The sequence below is a fragment of the Micromonospora sp. NPDC050397 genome (assembly GCF_044901685.1).
Taxonomy (GTDB): domain Bacteria; phylum Actinomycetota; class Actinomycetes; order Mycobacteriales; family Micromonosporaceae; genus Micromonospora_G.
On sequence record NZ_JBJDPS010000025.1, the window covers coordinates 1 to 20,764 of the forward strand.

Consider the following 20,764-nt stretch of genomic DNA (forward strand, 5'->3'; position numbering starts at 1 on the left):
CCTTGTTCGAATTCTGCGGTGACTCCGCGTAGTGCGATGACCTGTGCTTCGCCGCTGCCGTATACCTTCCATACGTCACTGGCACGCGCCGCCGCTGTTGGGCCGGCTGCGGGTACTGTCCCCGTCACGATGTCTCCCTCGTTCGATGACGGCGGTCGCCGTCCTATCGTCACGCTAGGTTGCCGAGGCAATCCGGCCATCCTGCGTGCGGAGGGTTTTCGACTACGACCATCGTCGCGACCGACCTCCGACCCGAGGATGGCGGAGGGGTCCGCGCGGCGTACGGACCGCGTGCGGGCGTCAGGAGCCCGGCCGGACCAACCCCGACTCGTACGCGAATACCACGGCCTGCACCCGGTCGCGAAGACAAAGTTTGGTCAGAACGTGTCCGACATGCGTCTTGATCGTCGTCTCGCTGATCGACAGCGTCCGCGCGATCTCGGCGTTGGACAGCCCCCGGGCGATGTGCACCAGCACCTGCCGCTCCCGCTCGGTCAGCACGTCGAGCGCCTTCGGCTGACTCGCCGTCGGGTCGGGCAGCAGGTCGGCGAAGCGGTCGAGCAGCCGCCGCAGGATCCTCGGCGCGACCACCGCCTCCCCGGCGGCCACGGTACGGATCGCGGTCACCAAATCCTCCGCCGGTACGTCCTTGGCGAGAAAGCCGCTCGCCCCGGCCCGCAACGCCCCCACCACGTACTCGTCCAGGTCGAAGGTGGTCAGGATCAGCACCCGTACCGGCAGTCGGGCGTCGACGATCGCCCTGGTCGCCGCGACGCCATCCATCCGGGGCATCCGGATGTCCATCAGCACCACGTCGGGCAGCAGCCGGCGGGCGAGTTCGACCGCCTCGGCACCGTCGCCGGCCTCGCCGACGATGTCGAGGTTCTCCTCCGCGCTGAGCACCATCCGGAACCCGGTACGCAGCAGCGGCTGGTCGTCGGCGAGCAGGATGCGCACCGGCCGGAGACCCCGCGCGTCCTCCACCTGCCCCGCTCCCACGCCCTCACCCGATCCGGTCACGCCATCCCCCCACTGCCCTCAGCCACGCCACCGGTCTCCAGCGGGACCTTCGCGTACACCCGGAAACCGCCGCCGGGGCGGGGGCCGGTGCGCAGGGCTCCACCGTAGAGGGCGACCCGTTCGCGCATCCCGACCAGTCCGTGTCCGGCCCGGTTCGGGTCGAGCGACGGACCGCGCCCGGTGTCCACGACCTCCACCACCAGCCAGTAGACCCCGAAGCTGAGCCGGACCTGCGCGGTTGCCGTCCCGGCGTGTTTCAGGGCGTTGGTGAGCGCCTCCTGCACGATCCGGAAGACGGTCAGGGCCAGCCCCGGTTCCAGCGGCGCCGGCTCGCCGTCGACCCGCAGCGAGACCGGTAGTCCCGCCTCGCGGACCTGGTCCACCAGCGCCTCCAGCCCGGCCAGACCGGGCTGCGGGGTCAGTTCGGCGGCCGGTTCGGTGTCGGTGCGCAGCACGTCGAGCAGCCGGCGCAACTCACGCAGGGTGGTCCGGCTGGTCTCCGCGATGCTCCCCAGGGCCTCGTCGGCGGCGCGCGGGTCACGGGGCAGCACCCGTTGCGCGCCGGTCGCGAGCACGCTCATCACGCTGACGTGGTGCGCGACCACGTCGTGCAGCTCACGGGCGATCCGGCGCCGCTCGTCGGCGACCGCCTGGTCGGCCAGCGACCGCTGGTTCTCCTCGGCCACCCGGGCGCGTTCCTCCAGCGCCCGGATGGTGGCCCGGCGGGCGTGCACCGTACGGCCGACGAAGAAACAGACCAACGCGATCAGTACATTGGTGAAGATCGCGTACGACCGGGCGACCCCCACCGGTTCCAGCGGCACCGGCAGCACCAGCACGGTGACCACGATCGGCACCCAGAGCAGGCCGGCGGTGAACACCGCCCGGCGGAACGAGTAACCGGCCGCGGCGGTGTAGGTCAGCAGGACGAACGCCACCCCAATGGTCAACGGCTGGCGCTGGTCGAGCAGCGCGCTGCCGAAGGCGACCAGGGTGAGCGCCAGCGCCACCCGAGGCATCGTCCGGTTCAGCACGATGGGCACCGCGCAGACGAGGCTCCAGACGATCGTTCGCGGCCAGTGGTCGGCGAGAGACGCTGTCGGCCCGCTGTCGGCGAGCAGGACCAGCGCCATCTCCGTGAGCACCGCCAGGACGGCGAGCAGCCCGTCGCGCCGGAGCGGGCGCAAGTCGTACCCCTCCGGGCGCGGCAGCGACCAGCGCCGCACCGGCGGCGCTGGAGCACCGGTGTGGTCCGGCGCCCGATCGGGTGCGGCCGGGACGTCGGTACGGGTCATGCTGGCGACGGTAGCCGGTGTAGGGGCCAATTCGTCCGCACCGGGGTGGAGCGCGTCTCCTCCTCGCGGAGGATGCCTACTCGTCCTCGGCCGCGCTGCCCGGCCGACCCGGCTGTTCCGGGATCGTCGCCGTGGCCACCCGTTCCGGGAAGGGCGGCGGCGTCCCCCCGAACGCCGGGCAGAGCGCCTGGTGACTGCACCAGTCACAGAGCCGGCTGGGCTTGGGGCGGAAGTCCTGCCGCTCGGTCGCCTGCTCGATCGCCCGCCAGAGCGCCACCAGGGTGCGCTCGAACCGCGCGAGTTCGTCGGCGTCCGGTGCGTAGTCGCAGATCTCCGCGTCCTTGAGGTAGAGCAGCCGCAGCACCTTCGGCACCACGCCACGGGTCCGCCAGAGCACCAGCGCGTAGAACTTGAGCTGGAACAGCGCGCGGGCCTCGAACGCCTCCCGGGGCGCCCCGCCGGTCTTGTAGTCGACCACCCGCAGCGCCCCGTCCGGCGCGACGTCGAGCCGGTCGATGTAGCCCCGGATCAGCAGCTCGTCGTCGACGACCGTGGAGATCAGCGTCTCCCGCTCGGCGGGTTCGAGCCGGCGTGGATCCTCCACCGTGAAGTAGCCGTCCAGCAGCCGGCGGGCCGAACCGAGGAACTCGGCGACGTCGACCGTCTCCTGTTCGGTGAAGAGCCCGGCCAACTCCGGCTCCCGGGTGACCAGTTCGTCCCACTGCGGGTCGACCAGGTCGCCGGCGGCCCCGGGGGTCCGTTCCGGTGCCGGCAGGTCGAAGAGCCGTTCCAGTACGGCGTGCACCAGGGTCCCGCGCACCTGGTCCAGGCTGGGGCGCTCGGGCAGCCGGTCGATGCTGCGGAACCGGTAGAGCAGCGGGCAGGTCTTGAAATCCGCCGCCCGCGACGGTGAGAGGGACGGCCCGGGGGGCCGTTCGGCCACCGGGGGTCGCCCGGTCGTCTGCTTCGTCACCGTCTCCGCCGTCATGACCGAAGGCTAAGGCACCGGTACGACGGTTACCGCGCCCGCCCGGAGTACGGGTGTGGCGTCGCGGCGGCTACGGGAGTCGAGCCCACCGACGACGGTTACGTAGCATCGACACGGTGGAGGACAGCCCAAGACCGAAACGCCGCCCCGAACGCCGCCCGGGTCTCGCCGTCGGCCGGGTGCTCGGCGTGCCGGTTTACCTCAACGCCTCCATGGTTCTGCTGGCCGTCCTGGTCACCGTGGTCTATGGCGAGTTCGTCCGCCGTGAACTTGAACTGTCGCAGCTCACCGGTTATCTGGTGGGCTTCGGGTTCGTGGTCTGCCTGCTCGGTTCGGTGCTGCTGCACGAGCTCGGCCACGCGCTGACGGCCCGACGCCACGGCATCGGCGTACGCGGCATCACCCTGGAACTGCTCGGTGGCTACACCGAGATGGACCGGGACGCCCCGACCCCACGGGTCGACCTGCTGGTCTCGCTCGCCGGCCCGGCGGTGTCGCTGGTGCTGGGCGTGGCCGCCGTGCTGGCCGCCGTCGCCCTGCCCGACCGCACCCTGCCCGACCAGTTCGCCCTCCAGTTGGCGGTCAGCAACGTGATCGTGGCGGTTTTCAACATCCTGCCCGGTTTGCCGCTCGACGGCGGGCGGGCGCTGCGGGCCCTCGTCTGGTCGGTCAGTCGGGACCGTCACCTGGGCACCGAGGTCGCCGGCTGGGCCGGACGGGCGGTCGCGGTCTGCACCGCCGTGGTGGTCGCCGTGCTGACCTGGCTCGGGCTGATCGCGCCGCTGGGCCTGGCCCTGATGGTGCTGGTCGCCTTCACCCTGTGGCAGGGGGCCGGGCAGTCGATCCGGATGGCCCGGATCAGCCGCCGCTTCCCCCTCATCGACCTGCGCCGACTGTCCCGGCCGCTGTTCCGGGTGCCGAGCGGCACCCCGCTGGCCGAGGCCCAGCGTCGGGGCTCGGAGACCGGTGCGGAACCGGTCGCGTTGGGTATCTCCGACTCCTCCGGGCGGCTGGTCGCCCTGGTCGACCGGGCCGCAGCCGCCGCGGTGCCGGCGGAGCGGCGGCCCTGGGTGGCGGTCGACACGGTGGCCCGGGGCCTGGACGGGCTGCCGAGCCTCCCGGTCGGGCTCGACGGCGAGGAGGTCGTGAAGGCCGTACAGACCGACCCGGGCGCGCAGTATCTCGTGACGTCAGGCGAAGATGTCGTCGGCGTTCTGCACATCGCCGATCTGGCGCAGCTTCTGGAGCCGAAACGAAAGATGACTCAGTGACCGCACAGCCCACCACCGCCCACCCCACCGACGCCGCGCCGGTACCGGCGCACCGTGGCCCGTTCCGGCCCGGCGACCGGGTGCAGTTGACCGACCCGAAGGGGCGGATGCACACGATCACGTTGGAGGGCGGCAAGTCGTTCCACACCCACCGGGGCGCGCTCGAACACGACGATCTGATCGGCCTGCCCGACGGCAGCGTGGTCACCTCGGCCGGTGGCACGGCGTACCTGGCGCTGCGCCCGCTGCTCGCGGACTACGTGCTCTCGATGCCCCGGGGCGCCCAGGTGATCTACCCGAAGGACGCGGCCCAGATCGTCGCGATGGGTGACATCTTCCCCGGTGCGAAGGTGCTCGAGGCCGGCGCCGGTTCCGGCGCGCTGGCCTGCTCCCTGCTGCGGGCGGTCGGCCCGACCGGGGAGTTGCACTCGTACGAGCTGCGGGACGACTTCGCCCAGATCGCCCGGCGCAACGTGGAGGCGTTCTTCGGCGGGCCGCACCCGTCCTGGCACCTGCACGTGGGTGACGTGGCGACCTGCCAGGAGCCGGAGTTCGACCGGATCATCCTGGACCTGCTCGCCCCGTGGGACGTACTCGACCTGGTGGAGCGGACGCTGGTGCCGGGCGGGGTGTTCATCGGTTACGTGGCCACCACGACCCAGCTCTCCGACCTGGTCGAGGCGTTGCGCGAGCGCGGCGGCTTCACCGAGCCACGGGCCTGGGAGTCGCTGGTGCGCGACTGGCACCTGGAGGGGCTGGCGGTGCGCCCGGACCACCGGATGATCGCGCACACCGCGTTCCTGGTCTCGGCCCGCAAGCTCGCCCCCGGGGTGACCGCGCCGCCCCGGCGGCGCAAGCCGAGCAAGGGCGTCGAGGCGTACGCGCTGCGCAAGCAGAGCCTGCGGGCGGCGGAGCAGGCCGCTCGCGAGGCGGACGCGGCGGCGCCGGCCCCGGCGGTCCAGCCGGACGTGGACGAGGCGGGGGAGAGGACCGTGCGGTGATCATCAACCTCGGGAGGTCCGCATGAGCAGGCCCACCTTCGGCGGCGGGGACCTCCCCGCCGTCTTCCCGGACTGGTCGCCGTACCAGGACCTGGAGTCGGCCGCCCGGGCCTACCTACGGGACCCGGAGGTGGCGCTGGAGGCTCTGGGCGGGGTGCTGCGCGGGGCCTCCGTGCTCGGCTTCACCCTGGAGCGCTTCGTCAACGAGGTCAACGGGGTCTGGCAGGAGGTGGCGGTCTGCGACGGGAGCCGGCTCATCCTCTGGCACGGCGAGGACATCCCGCCGGACGACGGGCCGGCCGGCTCGATGACCTCGTCCCTGCGGGTGGTGCCGGTCTCCACGGTGACCGAGGTGGGGTGTCGTCGGCGGCTGACCCGGACCCCGAGCGGTGGCGTACGGGTCGACAGCATCGACGTCTACCTGCTGCTCAGCTCCCTGGACGAGGGGGTGCCGGCGGACGAGGTGGTCGGTTCGCCGCGCCACGACGCGCTGCGGTTCGGCAAGACGTTCGACGACGGCGGGGCGGGACAGATCGCCCGGCTGGAGGAGTTCGCCCGGCTGGTCGCCTCGGTGCTCGGTCGTCCCACCCTGTGAGCGGTCCGGTCGGGTGGGAGCGTGCCCGGCCGAACCGTCAGTCCTGCGCGTCCGGTCCGGCCACCTCGACGTCGTCGCGGCTGCGCAGCACGTGGATGCAGTCGCCCGGGCACTCCTTGGCCGCGTCGATCACGTCCAGCCGCAGATGGGCCGGTACGTCCACCCGGCTGCCCGGCGCGAGCAGCAACTCGCCCGAGCCGTCCTTGACGTAGGCCAGGCCGTCGATGTCGAACTCGAACACCTCCGGCGCGTACTGCACGCAGAGCCCGTCGCCGGTGCAGAGGTCCTGGTCCACCCAGACTCGCAGCTCATCGGTCTCGGTCTGGGTTACCACGGTGACCCCTCCATCGGCTTGCTCGACACGTTCCGACGGTACCCGAACGTCTCCCCCGGGCCCCAGCGGCGTCCCCCGTGACGATCAAGGTTCGGTGACGAGGGTGTTGCATGGGACCGAATCGGCCTCATAGCGGCTAGTGTTAGGGCAGAACGTTCAAGCCCCCCGGGGAGGTGGGACGTGGCACGCAGCGACGACGCGGACTCGCGCGCCGCACGGTGGGAGAAGGAGGCCCACGATCTCTCCACCCAGGTCGCGTTCCTTCAGGAGGAACTGGCCTTGGTGCGGCGCAAGCTGACCGAAAGCCCCCGACACGTCCGGCAGCTCGAAGAACGGCTAGCGGCTACCCAGGCGCAGCTTGCTCGACTGACCGAGAACAACGACCGGCTCGTGAGCACCCTCAAAGAGGCACGGGCCCAGATCGTCACGCTCAAGGAAGAGATCGACCGGCTGGCCCAACCACCCAGCGGGTACGGCGTCTTCCTCGCGCGGCACGACGACGGCACGGTGGACGTCTTCACCGGCGGTCGGAAGCTGCGTGTGGCGGTGTCTCCGTCACTGGAGGTGGACGAGCTACGGCGTGGTCAGGAGGTCCTGCTCAACGACGCGCTCAACATCGTGGACGCGTTCGGGTTCGAGCGGGTCGGTGAGGTCGTGATGCTCAAGGAGGTGTTGGAGAGCCCCACGGGTGGTCCGGGTGACCGGGCGCTGGTGATCTCCCACGCCGACGAGGAGCGGATCGTCTTCCTCGCCGACACCCTGATCGGCTCGTCGATCCGAGCCGGCGACTCACTCATGATCGAGCCGCGCTCGTCGTACGCGTACGAGCGCATCCCGAAGAGTGAGGTCGAGGAGCTCGTCCTCGAGGAGGTCCCCGACGTCGACTACGGCGACATCGGCGGCCTCCAGTCCCAGATCGAGCAGATCCGGGACGCGGTCGAGCTGCCCTTCCTGCACGCCGAGCTGTTCCGGGAGCACCAGTTGCGCCCGCCGAAGGGCATCCTGCTCTACGGTCCGCCCGGGTGTGGGAAGACGCTGATCGCGAAGGCGGTGGCGAACTCGCTGGCGAAGAAGATCGCCGAGCGGCGTGGGGAGCAGAAGCACACCAGCTACTTCCTCAACATCAAGGGCCCGGAGCTGCTCAACAAGTACGTCGGCGAGACCGAGCGGCACATCCGGTTGATCTTCCAGCGGGCCCGGGAGAAGGCTGGCGAGGGCACCCCGGTCATCGTGTTCTTCGACGAGATGGACTCGGTCTTCCGTACCCGTGGCTCCGGGGTCTCCTCGGACGTGGAGAACACCATCGTCCCGCAGTTGCTCAGCGAGATCGACGGCGTGGAGGGGCTGGAGAACGTCATCGTGATCGGCGCCTCCAACCGGGAGGACATGATCGACCCGGCCATCCTGCGCCCGGGACGGCTCGACGTGAAGATCAAGATCGAGCGTCCGGACGCCGAGGCGGCCAGGGACATCTTCTCCAAGTACATCCTGACCGGGCTGCCGCTGCACTCGGACGACCTCAACGAGCACGGGCAGGACGCCCAGGCCACGGTGGCGGCCATGATCGAGGCCGTGGTGCTGCGGATGTACTCGGAGTCCGAGGAGAACAAGTTCCTCGAGGTCACCTACGCCAACGGTGACAAAGAGGTGCTCTACTTCAAGGACTTCAACTCCGGCGCGATGATCCAGAACATCGTCGACCGGGGCAAGAAGATGGCGATCAAGGAGTTCCTCTCCTCCGGGCGCAAGGGGCTGCGGTTGCAGCACCTGCTCGACGCCTGCGTCGACGAGTTCCGGGAGAACGAGGACCTGCCGAACACCACCAACCCCGACGACTGGGCCCGGATCTCCGGCAAGAAGGGCGAACGGATCGTCTACATCCGTACGCTCGTCTCCGGTGGTAAGGGTGCCGAAGCCGGACGGTCCATCGAGACCGCGAGCAACACCGGCCAGTACCTCTGATCGATTCGTAGTGGCGGGGGCGGCGCGCACGCGCCGCCCCCGCCGCCGCACCTACGGTCGGCCGCCACCCCGGACGCGGTCGCCTGGTTTCGGATCGGGGCGCCGACCGCGAGGTCCGATGCGGCTCCCGGGCGACCGGTCGATGTGGAACCCGACCGCCTCAGAGACGGCTCATGGGGCGAGTCAGGGCATTGGGTACATTCTGCGGCCGTGTCGTCACATCGGGCGAACGGATGAGCGTGAAACCGGACTACGCTCGCCTCATGGCGACGGAAAGTGGGGCAGCGGCATGAGCGTACGGCGGATCATGGGCGCCGAGGTCGAGTACGGCATCTCCGTGCCCGGACAGGCCGGGGCCAACCCGATGGTCACCTCGTCGCAGGTGGTCAACGCCTACGGCGCACGTCCCGAGCTGACCCGTGGCGGTCGCGCTCGGTGGGACTACGAGGAGGAGTCGCCGCTGCGTGACGCGCGCGGGTTCACCTACTCCGGCGCCGCCTACGACCCGGCCGAGGCGCTCGCCGACGAGGACCTGGGTCTGGCGAACGTGATACTGACCAACGGCGCCCGGCTCTACGTCGACCACGCCCACCCGGAATACTCCACCCCCGAGGTGACCAACCCGATGGACCTGGTCCGTTGGGACAAGGCGGGGGAGCGGGTGATGGCCGAGGCGGCCCGCCGGGCCGAGACCATCCCGGGCACCCACCCGATCCACCTGTACAAGAACAACACCGACAACAAGGGTGCCAGCTACGGCGCGCACGAGAACTACCTGATGCGCCGCCAGACCCCGTTCGCGGACATCGTCAGCTACCTGACCCCGTTCTTCGTCACCCGGCAGATCTTCTGCGGCGCGGGTCGGGTCGGGATCGGCCAGGACGGCTCGCAACCCGGATTCCAGATCTCCCAGCGGGCCGACTTCTTCGAGGTCGAGGTCGGTCTGGAGACCACCCTGAAGCGGCCGATCATCAACACCCGCGACGAGCCGCACGCCGACGCGGACAAGTACCGGCGGCTGCACGTGATCATCGGGGACGCGAACCTCTCCGAGATCTCGACCTACCTCAAGGTCGGCACCACCGCCCTGGTGCTGACCATGATCGAGGAGAAGGCGCTCACCCCCGACCTGGGCATCGCCGACCCGGTCGCCGAACTCCGCGCGATCAGCCACGACCCGTCGCTGTCGCACCTGCTGCGGCTGCGCGACGGTCGTCGGCTCACCGCACTGGACCTGCAGTGGGCGTACTACGAGCGGGCGCGCGCGTTTGTCGACGACCGGTACGGCAACGACACGGACGAGGCCACCCTCGACGTACTCGACCGTTGGGAGGGCGTGCTGGACAAGCTGGGCCGCGACCCGATGCTCTGTGCCGGCGAGCTGGACTGGGTGGCGAAGCTGCGGCTGCTCGAGGGTTACCGGGAGCGGGAGAAGCTCGGCTGGGCCTCGCACAAGCTGCAACTGGTCGACCTCCAGTACTCCGACGTCCGTCCGGAGAAGGGCCTCTACCACCGGCTGGTGGCGCGGGGCTCGATGGCGACCCTGCTGCCCGACGAGGAGACCCGCCGGGCCATGGTCGAGCCGCCGGATGACACCCGGGCCTACTTCCGTGGCCGCTGCCTCGCCCAGTACGCCTCCGAGGTGGTCGCGGCGAGCTGGGACTCGGTGATTTTCGACGTGGGTCGGGAGTCGCTCGTCCGGGTGCCGATGATGGAGCCGGAGCGGGGCACGCGCAAGCACGTGGGCGCGTTGTTCGACCGCTGCGCGAGCGCCAAGGACCTGTTGGAGATGATCACCGGTAACTGACCGGCGGAGTGACCGGAGCCCGCCCGCCCGTGCCGTCGCGGTCGGCCGGCGGATCGTCATGCCGGGCCGGCGGATCGTCGTGCTCGGTGCTCGGTGCTCGGTGCTCGGTGCTCGGTGCTCGCTGGTCGGTGGTCGGTGGTCGGCGGCCGTGGCACGAGATGTCTCGTCGGCCGGCGCCGCGACGGCGCCCGCCGCCGCAGACCGAATCGGTCAGTCGGGTGGCAAAGGTCGCGGGCGACGCCCCGTTCCGTCGCCCTTCCGAGGTAAGTTTCTTGCAGGCGATCGTGGAGGAGGAACCAGATGGCTACCCGTGACACCGGCGGTCAGTCCCAGTCCGGCAAGTCGCGTCGCGACGAAGAGGTCGACGACGTCACCACCGAGGCGAATCCCGAGGTCGCGGAGCGGCACGCCGAGATCACCGAGGACGTCGACGACCTGCTCGACGAGATCGACTCGGTGCTCGAGGAGAACGCCGAGGAGTTCGTCCGGGGCTACGTCCAGAAGGGCGGCGAGTAACCGACCGCCGGCCGTCGGGTCCGGCGGCCGGCGCGGTCCACACCACGCCGGCCTCGAGATCATCGCGCCGACCGGAGCCAGACGATAGTCTGCTTCAACCGCAGCGGTGGTCGTGGCTGATTCGGCGCCGGTGCGGTGTGTTCGGTCAAGGCGATCACGTACTGAGAGGAACCACGTGGCAGCGGGTTTTGATCCATCCGGGCGGCTTCCAGATGTGTTCACCAACGCGGGGACGTCCTCCTTCACCCAGTTCCTGAGCAAGGTGGCACCGGAGCTGCTCCCCGGCCGCCGGCCGCTGCCGCCCGGAATCGCCGCCGACCTGGCGCCGCACGCGACCACCATCGTCGCCATCGCCAGCGCGACCGGCGTGGTCATGGCGGGCGACCGGCGGGCCACGATGGGGAACATGATCTCCAGCCGGGACATCCAGAAGGTCCACCCGGCGGACCGGCACTCGCTGGTCGGCATCGCCGGCACCGCCGGTATCGGCATCGAGATGATGCGGCTGTTCCAGGTGGAGCTGGAGCACTACGAGAAGATCGAGGGCGCCGTCCTCTCCCTGGACGGCAAGGCCAACCGCCTGGCCTCGATGATCCGGGGCAACCTGGGCGCGGCGATGCAGGGCCTCGCCGTGATCCCGCTCTTCGCCGGCTTCGACCTCGCCGCCAGCGATCCGGCGAAGGCCGGGCGCATCTTCAGCTTCGACGTCGCCGGCGGCCCCTACGAGGAAACCGGTTACGACGCGATCGGATCCGGCTCGATCTTCGCCCGTTCCGCGCTGAAGAAGCGGTTCCGCCCGGGGTTGAGCACCGACGAGGCGGTGCGGCTGGCCGTCGAGGCGCTCTACGACGCCGCCGACGACGACACCGCGACCGGTGGCCCCGACCTCACCCGCCGCATCTACCCGGTGGTGATGACGGCGACGGCCGAGGGCACCAACCGGCTCACCGAAGCCGAGACCGCAGCGGTGGCCGAGGCCGTTGTCGCCGCTCGGATGGAGAACCCGGGCGGCTGACGCCGACCGGTCGCCAGCCACCGTGAAGTCCTACGCCAGTCGCTCGTACCGCTGCCAGACCAGCTTGTAAGGAGAACCGCCGCCGTGGCCATGCAGTTCTACGCCTCGCCCGAGCAGATCATGCGCGACCGTTCCGAGCTGGCCCGCAAGGGCATCGCCCGGGGCCGGAGCGCGGTGGTGCTCAGCTACGAGGGCGGGATCCTCTTCGTGGCGGAGAACCTCTCCAGCGCCCTGCACAAGGTCAGCGAGATCTACGACCGGATCGGCTTCGCCGCCGTCGGGCGCTACAACGAGTTCGAGAACCTCCGCCGCGCGGGCGTGCGGATGGCCGACCTCAACGGCCTGAGCTACGACCGGCGCGACGTCACCGGCCGGGCACTGGCCAACGCGTACGCGCAGACGCTCGGTGCGATCTTCACCGAGCAGTCCAAGCCGTTCGAGGTGGAGATCTGCGTCGCCGAGGTCGGTGCCACGGCCGACGACGACGAGATCTACCGACTCACCTACGACGGCTCGGTCAACGACGAGCCGGGCCGGATGGCGATGGGTGGCCAGAGTGAGGCGATCACCGGGTCGCTGAAGGCCAACCACCGTAACGACATCTCGCTCAGCGAGGCGGTTCGGCTCGCCGTGCAGGCCCTCGGCAGCGTCGGTGGCGAGGGGGGCGCGGCCAGGACGATCGCCGCGAACCAGCTCGAGGTCGCGGTGTTGGACCGGCACCGGATCGGGCGAACCTTCCGCCGGATCACCGGTGCCGCCCTGACCAGCCTGCTCGACGGCGGCGCGGAGCCGAAGGCAACCGGCGACGAGCCGGGACCCGCGACGCCGGCCGCCGGACCGGACAAGCCGGCGGTGTCGGCGGCCTCGGCCGACCTGGAAACGAAGGACACCGAGCAGCCCGAGGGCTGACCCGGTGTCCGGCGGGGCGGGTGGCGTCAGACCCAGCGACGAACCACCCGCCAGTAGGACGTCATCAACGCGTTGAGCAGCCCGACCCCGGGCGGATTGATCAGCGGCGTGTTGAACCGGTCGGTGAGCACCCGCATCCAGACCCGGTCCGGCACGGTCCGCTCGGCCTGCACCCGCCGGCGGCGCTCGCCCAGGTGCTTGCGGTGCCGCCAGAGCCATCCGTAGCCGCGCATCTTGTCCCGGAACCAGCCCTCCTTGACCGAGAGCAGGAGCATCACCAACTCCAGCGCGAGCAGCGGCGGTGCGAGCAGCAGCAGGCTGCGGGTCCCCCAGAGGGTGGCCACGAACATCAGCCGGTTCCGCTCGACCAGGTAGTACTTGAAGCTGTTCCGGCTGAACTCGTAACGGTGCAGCGCGACCGCGTCGGGCACGTTGAGCACCCGGAGACCGACCCGCCACGTACGGATCGACAGGTCGGCGTCCTCGTGGTAGGCGAAGTAGTGCGGGTCGAAGCCGCCCAACCGGTCCCAGTGACTGCGCGCCGTGACCAGGCACGCCCCCATCGCCCCGGCGGTCTCGGTGGGCTCGCTGCGGGTCTCCCGCTCCCGGAATCCGCCGATCCAGCTCACCCCGAGCACGTGCACCTCGTTGCCACGGGAGTTGAGCAACTCCGGCTCGTCGGCCAGTCGGACCGCGCCCGCGGCGATGCCCACGTCGGCCTGGTCCACCACCTCGACCAGCCGGGCCAGGGTGTTCGGCTCGACGATCGCGTCGCCGTTGACCAGGGCGACGTAGTCGCCGCTGGAGGCCGCGACCCCGAGGTTGCAGCCGGCGGAGAAGCCCAGGTTCTCGCCCTCGCCGACCGCCACCACGCCGGGCAGCTTCGACAAGACTTCGACGTCGTCGGTGGTGCAGCCGTTGTCGACCAGCACCACCTCGATCTCGACCTTCGCCGAGGCGAGCAGCGACTCCACCGACTGGCGCAGCAGCGGCTCGGCCTTCCAGGCGAGCACGATCGCGCTGACCCGGGGAAGCCGGTTGGAATCGGGGTACGAGCTGAGGGACGCTTCGGGCATGTCGGCGTTATCTCTCGGGTCGGCGGAGGGGGTGGGAGAGCGCTGGGTCAGACGGCGGAGAGGAGACCGCGTTCGGCGAGCGCGCCGGTGAGCATCTCCCGCCAGTCTGGCATGGGGGACAGGCCAGCCGCCCGCCAGCGGTCGTGGCCGAGCACGCTGTAGGCCGGACGCGCGGCGGGGCGGCGGAACTGCTCGCTGGTGGTGGGTCGGACCCGCTCGGGGTCCAGGCCGCTGAGCGCGAACACCTCACGGGCCAGGCCGTACCAGGTGGTCTGGCCGGAGGCGGTGCCGTGGTAGATCCCGGCCGGAGCCCGACCGGCGAGGGCGGCGTCGCCGAGTCCGACCAACTGCTGGGCCAGCGCGTACGACCAGGTGGGCTGCCCGAGCTGGTCGTCGACCACGTCCAACTGGTCCCGTTCGGCGGCCAGCCGCAGCATGGTGGTGACGAAGTTGCGGCCGTGCAGGCCGTAGAGCCAGGCCGTCCGGACGACGTACCCGCTCTCCGGCAGCATGGAGGTGACCGCCTGCTCGCCGACGAGCTTGCTGCGCCCGTACGCGTTGATCGGTGCCGTCGGGGCGTCCTCCGGGTACGGCCGGGTGGCGTCGCCGGGGAAGACGTAGTCGGTGGAGACGTGGATCAGCCGGGCACCGGTCCGCGCGCAGGCGCGGGCGAGGTTGGCCACGCCCGCGCCGTTGACCTCGGTGGCGGCCTCTTCCTGGGTCTCGGCCCCGTCGACGTCGGTCCACGCGGCGGCGTTGATCACCACGTCGTGTCCGTCGACGGCGCTGTGGAGGGCGGTGGCGTCGGTCAAATCCAGATCGGTCCGGGTGGCGGCGGTGACCTGCCGCACGTCCGAGGTGCCGAGCACCGTCACGAGATCCCGGCCCAGCATGCCGCCGGCCCCGGTCACCAGGTAGCGGCTCTTCCGTTCGGTCATTTCCGCCTCGCTCCAACGGCCGATTCCGGCCCCGGCGACAGCCGGGCGATCCGTACGGGTTCGTGAGTCTACGCGATGAGTGAGCCGAATCAGCCGCCACAGGGGGCGTGCTGGTGTCACCAGGAGCCGGTACTCTCCCCGGGTGCGTGGAATCCTGCTCGCCGGTGGCACCGGCTCGCGGCTGTGGCCGCTCACCAAGGCGGTATCAAAGCAGTTGATGCCGGTCTTCGACAAGCCGATGATCTACTATCCGCTTTCCACCCTGGTGATGTCCGGTATCCGGGAGATCCTGGTGATCACCACGCCGGAGGACCAGGACCAGTTCCGGCGCCTGCTCGGTGACGGTAGCCAGTTCGGTCTGCGCCTGGAGTACTGCGCCCAACCCCGGCCCGAGGGTATCGCCCAGGCGTTTGTCCTCGGCGCGGACTTCATCGGCGACGAACCGGTGGCCCTGGTGCTCGGCGACAACATCTTCCACGGGGTGGGACTCGGTCGTCAGCTCTCCGAGCAGAACACGCTGGTCGGCGGGCGGGTGTTCGCGTACCAGGTGGCCAACCCCGAGGAGTACGGGGTGGTCGACTTCGACGAGGACGGCCGGGTGCTCTCGATCGAGGAGAAGCCGGCCAAGCCGAAGTCCCGCTACGCGGTGCCCGGCCTCTACTTCTACGACAACCGAGTGGTCGAGATCGCCCGGGGGTTGCAGCCGAGCGACCGGGGCGAGTTGGAGATCACCGCGGTCAACGAGGCGTACCGCGAGCGGGGCGAGTTGACCGTGACCGTGCTCGACCGGGGAACCGCCTGGCTGGACACCGGCACCTTCACCTCGATGATGCAGGCGGCCGAGTTCGTCCGGGTGATCGAGGAACGCCAGGGCATGAAGATCGGTTGTGTCGAGGAGGTCGCCTGGCGGGCCGGCCTGATCGACGACGATCAGCTCCACGCCCTGGCCCTGCCGCTGCGTAAGAGCGGATACGGCGAATACCTGCTCAATCTGCTTCGTTGACCGGTTCGCGCGCCGGGTTCGCGCGGAGTTTCGCCGCCGACGCGCGGAATGCACGACCCGAGGGCGACCACTCGGAGCCCTCGGGCGGCTAGTGTCTGTTCATGGAGCGGCGAATCTTCGGTCTCGAGACCGAGTACGGCGTCACCTGCACCTACCGCGGTCAGCGGCGACTGTCTCCGGACGAGGTCGCCCGCTACCTCTTCCGCCGGGTGGTGTCCTGGGGACGGTCCAGCAATGTGTTCCTGCGCAACGGAGCCCGGCTCTACCTCGACGTCGGTTCCCACCCGGAGTACGCGACACCGGAGTGCGACTCGGTCACCGATCTGGTCGCGCACGACCGGGCCGGTGAGCGGATCCTCGAGGGGCTGCTCGTCGACGCCGAGAAGCGCCTGCACGACGAGGGCATCGCGGGCGAGATCTACCTGTTCAAGAACAACACCGACTCGGCCGGCAACTCGTACGGTTGCCACGAGAACTACCTGGTCTCCCGGCACGGTGAGTTCGGCCGACTGGCCGACGTGCTGATCCCGTTCCTGGTCACGCGCCAGCTCATCTGCGGCGCCGGCAAGGTGCTCCAGACGCCTCGGGGTGCGGTCTACTGCCTGTCCCAGCGGGCGGAGCACATCTGGGAGGGGGTGTCGTCTGCGACCACCCGGAGCCGGCCGATCATCAACACCAGGGACGAGCCGCACGCCGACGCCGAGCGGTACCGCCGGCTGCACGTGATCGTCGGTGATTCGAACATGAACGAGGTCACCACGCTGCTCAAGGTCGGCAGCGCGGACATCGTGCTGCGGATGATCGAGGCCGGCGTGGTGATGCGGGACCTGTCGCTGGAGAACCCGATCCGGGCCATCCGCGAGGTCTCGCACGACATCACCGGGCGGCGCAAGATCAGGCTGGCCTCCAACAAGGAGGTCAGCGCCCTGGAGATCCAGCAGGAATACCTGGCCAAGGCGACCGAGTTCGTCGAGCGCCGGGGCGGCGACCAGACCGCCAAGCGGGTGGTGGAGCTCTGGGGCCGGGTGCTCAACGCGGTCGAGAGCGGCGACCTGGAGCCGGTCTCCCGGGAGATCGACTGGGTCAGCAAGCTGCGGCTGATCGAGCGGTACCAGGCCAAGCACGACCTCCCGCTGTCCCACCCCCGGGTGGCCCAGATGGACCTGGCCTACCACGACGTACGGCGGGGGCGCGGGCTCTACGGGTTGCTCGAACGGCGTGGCCAGGTGGACCGGATCGCCACCGACCCGGAGATCTTCGAGGCCAAGGAGACTCCTCCGCAGACCACCCGGGCGCGGCTGCGCGGCGAGTTCATCCGGCACGCGCAGGAGAAGCGGCGGGACTTCACCGTGGACTGGGTGCACCTCAAGCTCAACGACCAGGCCCAGCGCACGGTGCTCTGCAAGGACCCGTTCCGGGCGTACGACGAGCGCGTCGAGCGCCTGATCGCGAGCATGTAGGCAATGGCGGGCCGGCGTGCCGTACGGTCACCGGCCCGGGTAGTCTCGGCGGCGTTATGACCTCTGAAGACCGTTCTCCCGAAGAGCCGCCCGAGCGCAACGCCGACCAGGTGCGCCAGGGCTGGGTCAACCGGCGCCGCGAGAAGATCGTGGAAGAGATCGCGCGCAACCGGCGCGGTGAGTACACCGTGCCGACCTGGGTGCTGGTGCTGGCCCTGGTGCTGCTCGTCGGCGGGTGGATCGCGGTCGTGGTGCTCGCCTGAGCCGACCGGCTGGGGTCCGTCCCCGGTCGCCCGGCGTGGTGTTCGCCCGGGTCGACCGAGGCAAGGTCACCCGAGCAGGGTGACCGCGTGCCGGCCGGCGGCCGCCGCGGCGAGGAAGTAGGCGTGGTCGGCGTCGAGTCCGCGTCCCATCGTGGAGAGCGGGGCCGGCCCGGACCGCAGCGCGGCGTCGAGCCCGTCGACCGGGACCCGGACGATCCGGTGCCGCCGCGACAGCGGTTCCAGTGCGGCCTCCACCGCCTCGGCCAGCGCCGGCTCCAGCCCGCCCGGCACCACCAGGTCCGCGCCGGTGAGTGCGACCCGCCCGTACGCGGTGAGGCTGTGGTGGGAGACGCCGTAGTGCCGTACCCGTGGGTCTGCCCCGGAGATCCGCAGCGAGCCGATCGGTCGCCCGCCCAGCGTGGTCACCGCGTTGACCGCCTCGCCGACCGCGACCCCGGAGAAACCCCACCGGGTCCCGGTGCCCAGGTTGCCCGGACCCTGGGCGACGACGGCGATCTCCGCGTCCAGCGCGTGTCGGGCCGCGAGCAGTCCGGCGTGCAGGTTGGTGGCCTCCAGGTCGCCCCCGAACGCCTGCCCGACCGTCACCGTTCCCGCCAACTCGTCGCCGAGCGCGGCCAGGGTGCGGGAGAACCAGGCGGGCAGCGCGCCGCCGTCGGTCATCAGGTAGGCGATCCGGGCCCGGGGAGCGTCGGCGCGGATGCCCGCGACGATCGCCGGGAGCGCTGAGTGCAGGTCCGCGGTGACCACCGGCAGGTTGTCGACGTCGTCGGCGTCGGCGAGCCGGTCCCGGTACGGTGACGCCTCCTCGTCGGCACCGAGCAGGATCGGTTGCAGCGGGGTGTAGCGCGCCTTGACCAGGTGGCCGCCGTCACGCGTGTCGCTGGCCTCCGGTGGGTCGGCCGGCAGCCGGTCGGGGAGCGCGACCACGTGGGCGTAGCCGCCGGTGCCGAGCCCCATCAGCAGTGCTCCCACGTTGAGCAGCACCCGGTCGCCCGGCTCCGGGGTGCCGACCAGCGCGGGGTAGGCCAGCGCCCGGATCGACGACCCGTCGGGGAGCGTCACCTCCAACTCGACCGCGCCGCGCCACTGCCGTCGTACCGCCGTCACCGTGCCGGACCGCCATCGCACCATGCCCGGCACGGTAGCCGCACCGCCGGACGGTGGAGGGGCGGGGGCGGCGGGTCGGTCAGTCCGGTTCGGCGTTCGGGTTGTCGGGGGCGCGTGAACCGGTCGGGTTGTCGGGGGCGCGTGAACCGGTCGGGTCGAGAAAGACGAACCGTACCGCCGGGTTGCGGGCGATCAGTCGCCGCTCGGCCTCGTCGGCGGCGGCCTCGATGGTGGCGCCGGTGGCGTCGTCCGCGAAATCGATCTTCGCGGCGACCAGGATCTCGTCCGGGCCGAGTTGCAGGGTCAGCAGCGTGTCGATCCGTTGCACCGTGGGCACCCTGACGAGTTCGTCGTAGATCTCCGCCCGGGTCGCCGGTCCGGCGGCCCGGCCGAGCAGCAGGGAGAGGTTGCTGCGGGCCAGGGTCACGGCCACCACCAGGAGCAGTACGCCGATCATGATCGACGCGAGTCCGTCCCAGAACGGGCTGCCGGTGAGCTGGGACAGGCCCACCCCGGCGGCGGCCAGTACCAGTCCGATCAGCGCCGCGCTGTCCTCGAAGAAGACCGCCTTCACGGTGGTGTCCGGGGTCCGGCGCACCACCTGGCCGAGGCTGACCGAGAAGCGCCGGGCCCGGCCCTGGATCTGCCGGGTCGCCCGGATCAGCGACACCGACTCGGCCACGAACGAGATCACCAGGACCAGGTACGCGATCAGGTTGTCGTCCTGGCGCTGGTCGGTCTGGATCGCGTGCACGCCCTGGGTGACCGAGAAGATGCCACCGCCGACGAAGGTGAAGACCGCGGCCAGGAAAGCCCAGACGTAACTCTCCCGACCATGGCCGAACGGCCGCTCCTCGTCGGCCGGACGGGCACCCCGGCGCAGGGCGACAAAGAGCAGCACCTCGGTGGTGGTGTCGGCGAACGAGTGGGCGGCCTCGGAGAGCACCGCGGCGGAGCCGCTGAGCAGGCCCGCCAGCACCTTGGCGGCGGCGATCGTCAGGTTGGCCGCACCGGCGATGACAACGGTGCCGACGCTCTGTGCCCCCTCCGGCGATCTCGCCATGGCGCCAGCCTAGGTGCCCGGTGAGGACCGAACTGCCGGATTGGACCGCCGTGCCCCCCGTGTGGGTTCGTGTACGGCGCGCCAACACTGCTAGCGTCTTGCACGTGTCGCGGAGCCGCACCGAGCGCCTGGTCAACCTGGTGATATGTCTGCTGTCCACGCGGCGGTTCCTGACCGCCGCGCAGATCGCCGCGACCGTGCCCGGTTACGAGCACGACCCGGACGACCCGCGCGACCACGAGGCGTTCCAGCGCAAGTTCGAGCGCGACAAGGCTGAGCTGCGCGAACTCGGGGTGCCGCTGGAGACCGGCACGGCGAGCGTCTTCGACACCGAGCCCGGCTACCGGATCGCGCACCGGGAGTACGCGCTGCCCGAGATCCCGCTGGAACCGGACGAGGCCGCGGCGGTCGGGATCGCCGCCCGGCTCTGGCAGCACGCCGGTCTGGCCGCCGCCGCATCCTCCGGCCTGGCCAAGCTGCGTGCCGCCGGCATCGACGTCGACCCGCAGGCGACGCTCGGCCTGGAACCGGTGGTCACCGTCGATCCCGCCTTCGCGCCGCTCACCGCCGCCGCCCGGGACAAGCGGGCGGTCACCTTCGACTACCGGGTGCCGGACGAGGACGCGCCCACCACCCGGCGACTACAGCCGTGGGGCGTGGTCGGTTGGCGGGGCCGCTGGTACGTGGTCGGGCACGACCTCGACCGGGCCGCGACCCGGTGCTTCCGCCTCTCCCGGGTGGTCGGCACGGTCCGGCTGGTGGGCCGCCCGGGCGCCTACACGCCACCCGAGGGAGTCGACCTGATCAGCCACGTGGCCCGCTGGTCCGGCCCGGTCGAGCGGACCGGTCGGGCCACCGTGCTGGTCCGACCCGGCCGCGCGGCGGGGCTGCGCCGCTGGGCCCGGGAGGTCACCGCCGGCCCCGACGGCGACCGGCTGGTGCTGCCGTACGCCGACCCGGACGGGCTGGCCGGCACCCTCGTGGGCTACGGTCCGGACGTACGGGTGATCGATCCGCCCGAGGTGCGGGAGGCGGTCATCCAGCGACTCAAGGAGATCGCCACCCGGCACGACGTGGTGGCCACCGCCGGGACGACCGGATGAACGCGCGTGACGAGGGG

At 70.9% G+C, this 20,764-nt stretch carries 20 protein-coding genes and 1 pseudogene; 12 read left to right on the plus strand and 9 right to left on the minus strand.

Annotated features, from left to right (window positions below; genetic code table 11):
• The 4 genes and pseudogenes from ACI2K4_RS35015 to ACI2K4_RS35030 all read right to left on the minus strand — a co-directional run.
• Positions 1–128 (minus strand): annotated as a pseudogene (locus tag ACI2K4_RS35015) (ABC transporter ATP-binding protein); the annotation flags it as partial.
• A 172-nt stretch (positions 129–300) separates the two neighbouring features.
• Entirely contained in the window at positions 301–984 is a 684-nt protein-coding gene (locus ACI2K4_RS35020; protein WP_404517495.1) for a response regulator, read from the minus strand.
• A 32-nt stretch (positions 985–1,016) separates the two neighbouring features.
• Complete coding sequence (locus ACI2K4_RS35025) at positions 1,017–2,315, minus strand: sensor histidine kinase (protein ID WP_404517443.1); 1,299 nt, start codon at positions 2,313–2,315, stop codon at positions 1,017–1,019.
• Between the two features lie 76 nt (positions 2,316–2,391).
• The gene (locus ACI2K4_RS35030; protein WP_404517444.1) at positions 2,392–3,303 is read right to left on the minus strand and encodes a RecB family exonuclease; all 912 of its coding nucleotides are present in this window, start codon (positions 3,301–3,303) and stop codon (positions 2,392–2,394) included.
• Between the two features lie 179 nt (positions 3,304–3,482).
• Between ACI2K4_RS35030 and ACI2K4_RS35035 the strand changes: the two genes are divergently transcribed.
• From ACI2K4_RS35035 to ACI2K4_RS35045, 3 genes are read left to right on the plus strand one after another with little or no spacing between them, the layout of a single operon-like run.
• A complete protein-coding gene (locus tag ACI2K4_RS35035; RefSeq protein WP_404517496.1) occupies positions 3,483–4,574 on the plus strand; it encodes a site-2 protease family protein in 1,092 nt (363 codons plus the stop codon).
• Entirely contained in the window at positions 4,571–5,575 is a 1,005-nt protein-coding gene (locus ACI2K4_RS35040; RefSeq protein WP_404517445.1) for a tRNA (adenine-N1)-methyltransferase, read from the plus strand. Before ACI2K4_RS35035 ends, ACI2K4_RS35040 begins: the two co-directional genes overlap by 4 nt.
• Before the next feature lie 22 nt (positions 5,576–5,597).
• Positions 5,598–6,170 carry a hypothetical protein gene (locus tag ACI2K4_RS35045; RefSeq protein WP_404517446.1) on the plus strand — a complete coding sequence of 191 codons (573 nt, stop codon included), beginning with the start codon at positions 5,598–5,600 and terminating at the stop codon, positions 6,168–6,170.
• A 37-nt stretch (positions 6,171–6,207) separates the two neighbouring features.
• Here the strand turns inward: ACI2K4_RS35045 and ACI2K4_RS35050 are convergent, their stop codons facing one another.
• Complete coding sequence (locus ACI2K4_RS35050) at positions 6,208–6,504, minus strand: ferredoxin (protein WP_404517447.1); 297 nt, start codon at positions 6,502–6,504, stop codon at positions 6,208–6,210.
• Between the two features lie 180 nt (positions 6,505–6,684).
• Here ACI2K4_RS35050 and arc point away from each other — a divergent pair, with 180 nt between their 5' ends.
• From arc to prcA, 5 genes are all read left to right on the plus strand, one after another.
• Positions 6,685–8,466 carry a proteasome ATPase gene (arc, locus tag ACI2K4_RS35055; RefSeq protein WP_404517448.1) on the plus strand — a complete coding sequence of 594 codons (1,782 nt, stop codon included), beginning with the start codon at positions 6,685–6,687 and terminating at the stop codon, positions 8,464–8,466.
• A 289-nt stretch (positions 8,467–8,755) separates the two neighbouring features.
• Positions 8,756–10,273 carry a depupylase/deamidase Dop gene (gene dop, locus ACI2K4_RS35060; protein WP_404517449.1) on the plus strand — a complete coding sequence of 506 codons (1,518 nt, stop codon included), beginning with the start codon at positions 8,756–8,758 and terminating at the stop codon, positions 10,271–10,273.
• 300 nt (positions 10,274–10,573) lie between these two features.
• Complete coding sequence (locus ACI2K4_RS35065; protein WP_121160560.1) at positions 10,574–10,789, plus strand: ubiquitin-like protein Pup; 216 nt, start codon at positions 10,574–10,576, stop codon at positions 10,787–10,789.
• Positions 10,790–10,964: 175 nt separating this feature from the next.
• A complete protein-coding gene (prcB, locus tag ACI2K4_RS35070) occupies positions 10,965–11,804 on the plus strand; it encodes a proteasome subunit beta (RefSeq protein WP_404517450.1) in 840 nt (279 codons plus the stop codon).
• A gap of 84 nt (positions 11,805–11,888) precedes the next feature.
• Positions 11,889–12,713, plus strand: a complete 825-nt coding sequence (gene prcA / locus ACI2K4_RS35075; protein ID WP_404517451.1) for a proteasome subunit alpha — start codon at positions 11,889–11,891, stop codon at positions 12,711–12,713.
• Positions 12,714–12,739: 26 nt separating this feature from the next.
• On the opposite strand, the gene ACI2K4_RS35080 is transcribed toward prcA, so the two are convergent.
• Positions 12,740–13,789 carry a glycosyltransferase family 2 protein gene (locus ACI2K4_RS35080; RefSeq protein ID WP_404517452.1) on the minus strand — a complete coding sequence of 350 codons (1,050 nt, stop codon included), beginning with the start codon at positions 13,787–13,789 and terminating at the stop codon, positions 12,740–12,742.
• 47 nt (positions 13,790–13,836) lie between these two features.
• On the minus strand, positions 13,837–14,727 hold the full coding sequence (gene rfbD, locus ACI2K4_RS35085) for a dTDP-4-dehydrorhamnose reductase (RefSeq protein WP_404517453.1): 891 nt from the start codon (positions 14,725–14,727) through the stop codon (positions 13,837–13,839).
• A 142-nt stretch (positions 14,728–14,869) separates the two neighbouring features.
• On the opposite strand from rfbD, the gene rfbA reads away from it, so the two are divergent.
• The 3 genes from rfbA to ACI2K4_RS35100 all read left to right on the plus strand — a co-directional run bounded on the left by rfbA (position 14,870) and on the right by ACI2K4_RS35100 (position 17,453).
• Positions 14,870–15,730 (plus strand): glucose-1-phosphate thymidylyltransferase RfbA, encoded by an 861-nt coding sequence (gene rfbA / locus ACI2K4_RS35090; protein ID WP_404517454.1) that lies wholly within the window; start codon positions 14,870–14,872, stop codon positions 15,728–15,730.
• Positions 15,731–15,831: 101 nt separating this feature from the next.
• Positions 15,832–17,190 (plus strand): Pup--protein ligase, encoded by a 1,359-nt coding sequence (pafA, locus tag ACI2K4_RS35095; RefSeq protein ID WP_404517455.1) that lies wholly within the window; start codon positions 15,832–15,834, stop codon positions 17,188–17,190.
• Between the two features lie 56 nt (positions 17,191–17,246).
• The gene (locus ACI2K4_RS35100) at positions 17,247–17,453 is read left to right on the plus strand and encodes a hypothetical protein (protein WP_404517456.1); all 207 of its coding nucleotides are present in this window, start codon (positions 17,247–17,249) and stop codon (positions 17,451–17,453) included.
• Between the two features lie 66 nt (positions 17,454–17,519).
• Here ACI2K4_RS35100 and ACI2K4_RS35105 read toward each other — a convergent pair whose 3' ends face one another.
• Positions 17,520–18,605 carry a DUF3866 family protein gene (locus ACI2K4_RS35105; protein WP_404517457.1) on the minus strand — a complete coding sequence of 362 codons (1,086 nt, stop codon included), beginning with the start codon at positions 18,603–18,605 and terminating at the stop codon, positions 17,520–17,522.
• Between the two features lie 55 nt (positions 18,606–18,660).
• A complete protein-coding gene (locus ACI2K4_RS35110; RefSeq protein WP_404517458.1) occupies positions 18,661–19,644 on the minus strand; it encodes a cation diffusion facilitator family transporter in 984 nt (327 codons plus the stop codon).
• 104 nt (positions 19,645–19,748) lie between these two features.
• Between ACI2K4_RS35110 and ACI2K4_RS35115 the strand changes: the two genes are divergently transcribed.
• Positions 19,749–20,747 (plus strand): helix-turn-helix transcriptional regulator, encoded by a 999-nt coding sequence (locus ACI2K4_RS35115; RefSeq protein WP_404517459.1) that lies wholly within the window; start codon positions 19,749–19,751, stop codon positions 20,745–20,747.
• Positions 20,748–20,764: the final 17 nt, after the last annotated feature.